Source organism: Variovorax sp. P4_D9 (genome assembly GCF_056401695.1).
In genome coordinates this window covers 1-2,785 of sequence record NZ_JBFUIU010001019.1, presented here as the reverse complement: position 1 = coordinate 2,785, position 2,785 = coordinate 1, and the positions used below count along the sequence as shown (strand labels likewise).

The window sequence follows — 2,785 nt, the reverse complement described above, 5'->3', positions numbered from 1 at the left end:
GGTCACGGTCAGCGTCATCAGGCCGTCGGTGGTCGCCTGGCTGCCCATGTAGAGCATGCCCTCGACGCCGTTGATCGACTCCTCGAGCGGCGTCGCCACGGTCTCGGCAATCACCTTCGGATTGGCGCCCGGGTAGTTGGCCCGCACCACGACCGAGGGCGGCACCACCTCGGGGTACTCGGAGATCGGCAGGCCGCGCAGCGCGATCAGGCCCGCGATCAGCATCAGCACCGACAGCACGCCGGCAAAGATCGGCCGGTCGATGAAGAACTTGGATAGATTCATGATGAGGATTCCCCCGAAGAAACCGGGATCAGGATTTCGCGTCCGCCACGTGCTGGGCCGCCTGCGGCACTTCGGCCTTGGCGTCCATGGTCACGGCCTGGGGCGCCACCAGGGCGCCCGGCCGGATGTGCTGCAGGCCGTTGACGACCACCCGCTCGCCGGCATTGAGGCCCTTGGTCACGACCCGCAAGCCATTGACCGGAGCGCCTAGCGCGACCTCTCGGTACTCGGCCTTGTTGTCGGCGCCGACGACCATCACGAACTTCTTGTTCTGGTCGGTGCCGACCGCGCGTTCGTTCACCAGCAAGGCGGTATCGTTGCGCGCCTGGCCCATGCGGATGCGGGCGAACTGCCCCGGGATCAGCGCGCCGTCGGCGTTGTCGAAGGCGGCACGAACCCGCACCGTGCCGCTCTTGGCATCGACCTGGTTGTCGATCAGCTGGAGCTTGCCCTGGTAGGGCGTGYCTTCGCTGCCGGCGGTGCCCATCTGCACCGGGATGCCTTCGATGCGGCCGCGCGCGCTGGCGCCGCCGGGCAGGTCCCTCAGGGCCCGCACCACGATCTGCTCGTCGGCGTCGAAGCTCGCATAGATCGGGCTGACCGACACCAGGGTGGTCAGCACCGGCGCGCCGGGGCCGGCGGCCACAAGGTTGCCCACCGTCACTTCGAGCTTGCCGGTGCGCCCGGAAACCGGGGCCCGCACCTGGGTGTAGCCGAGGTTCAGGCGCGCGCTCTGCAGCGAGGCCTGCGCCGCGCGCAGGTTGGCCTCGGCCTCGCGGCCGGCGTTGGCGCGCTCGTCGAGCTCGCGCTGCGCGATCGCCTTCTCGTCCCACAGCCGGCGTGCACGCTCCAGTTCGCTGCGCGTGAAGGAGACCCGCGCCTGGGCCGAGGCGACCTGGGCTTCGGCGCGTTCGACTTCGGCCGCGTAGGGCGCCGGGTCGATGGTGATCAGCAGTTCACCCTGCTTCACGAGCGCGCCTTCGCGGAAATGCACGGCCTGCACCGCACCGGCGACCCGCGAGCGCACGTCGACCCGCTCGACCGCTTCGAGGCGGCCCGAGAACTCGTCCCAGGTGTTGACTTCGGTCGCAGCCACGGTGGCCACCGAGACCGGCGTGGCGCGCGGCGCCGCGACGGTCGTGACGTCGTTGGCCTCGGCATGGAAGCTGTGGAAGCCGAGCGCCGCCGAGGCGATCGCCACCAGCGCCGTGACGCCGGTGACAGCCGGCCAGAGGCCGCGCCGGGCCGGGGAGGAATGTTGAGGCTTCGACATGATGAATGGTCCTTTTGGTGACTCTTGGAAAACACGGTGCCCTCCCGCGCGGGTGGCGCAGGACAGCGGGAAAAAGTTGTTGTTGCGGGGCGCACGAAGCCCCCGTCGGCGCTCGCGCCGTTCGGGTCGAGGTGCCGTCACCTCGGTCTTGGGAAAAGGTTCCGTCCGGCCCGAACCCTCGGCGCACGGTTCGCCGTGCGCCGTCGCTCAGAGCGGCGGCGGCGCCGCGCTGAAGAAGTCGCGAAAGTGCTTCTGCACCGCCGCCTCGCAGGCTGCACAGCCCGAGCCTTCGGGCTCATAGAGCGCTGCGGGCCAGTTCGAGGCGCCCGGCAGCACACTGCTGGTGACCGCAATGCCGGCATCGCCGAGCCGCCGCGCGAAGCTCAGTGCCTCGTCGCGCATCGGGTCGTCCTGGCCGACCAGCACCAGGGTCCGCGCCACCTGGGCCAGCCTCAGCGAACCGCCAGGCACCGCATAGGGATGCGTGGCATTGACCGGCCGCTTGAGGTACTCCTGCCAGCCCGAGGCCCACTTGCACTGCGTGGCGTCGCCGGTGGCCTTGCGCAGCGAAGCCGTGCCCGCGCAGGGGTCCAGCATCGGCGACAGCAGGATCTGGCCGGCCAGCGGCGGGTGGGCGCGGTCGCGCGCCATCAGGGCCACCGCCGCCGCCAGGTTGCCGCCGGCCTCCTCGCCGGCGAGGAACACCTGAGCGGCCTTGCCCGCCAGCTTGACGCGCTGCTTGTAGAGCCATTCGAGCGCCGCGAAGCCGACCTCGATCGGCTCCGGAAAGGGTGCCTTGGGCGCCAGCGGGTAGTCGAGCGAGACCACCACGGCCCCGGCACCCGCCAGCAGCCGCGCCACGCTGCGGCCGTTGTCGAGATCGCCGCAGACGAAGGTACCGCCGTGGAAATGCAGCACCAGCGGCACCGTGGCGCCGCGCGGGCGCTGGCCATACAGGCGGGCCAGCACCGGTTCCCGGTCCGGCAGCTCGATGCGGATGTCGGTTTCGGCGCCCTGCACCGCGGTCATGGCGGCTTCTGCGACAGGTTGCTGAGTGGAACGGCTGGACATGGACGGCCTCGATGGATGGACGATGAATGGAATATAAGTCGGCACCGGAGGGCTTCAACGAGGTGCCGGACCCCACTCTGTTTCCATCCGGCTAACAATCGTGTCAGGTGCCCGTGTGAGAATCCCGCTCCCTCAGGCTTCCCGCCACCCCCAGGA

3 protein-coding genes are annotated in these 2,785 nt (G+C 70.0%); all 3 read right to left on the bottom strand.

Annotation, left to right across the window (positions count from 1 at the left end; translation table 11 throughout):
* Window positions 1-285, bottom strand: a 285-nt coding sequence (locus AC1DY5_RS50200; RefSeq protein ID WP_478121773.1) for an efflux RND transporter permease subunit, incomplete at its 3' end; no start/stop codon positions are given.
* 28 nt (window positions 286-313) lie between these two features.
* On the bottom strand, window positions 314-1,558 hold the full coding sequence (locus AC1DY5_RS50195; protein ID WP_478121772.1) for an efflux RND transporter periplasmic adaptor subunit: 1,245 nt from the start codon (window positions 1,556-1,558) through the stop codon (window positions 314-316).
* 207 nt (window positions 1,559-1,765) lie between these two features.
* Window positions 1,766-2,629, bottom strand: a complete 864-nt coding sequence (locus tag AC1DY5_RS50190) for an alpha/beta hydrolase (RefSeq protein ID WP_478121771.1) — start codon at window positions 2,627-2,629, stop codon at window positions 1,766-1,768.
* Window positions 2,630-2,785 lie beyond the last annotated feature (156 nt).

Coding starts and splice junctions, on each gene's coding strand:
- AC1DY5_RS50190 (WP_478121771.1), bottom strand. CDS start 2,629: ATGTCCAGCCGTTCCACTCAGCAACCTGTCGCAGAAGCCGCCATGACC.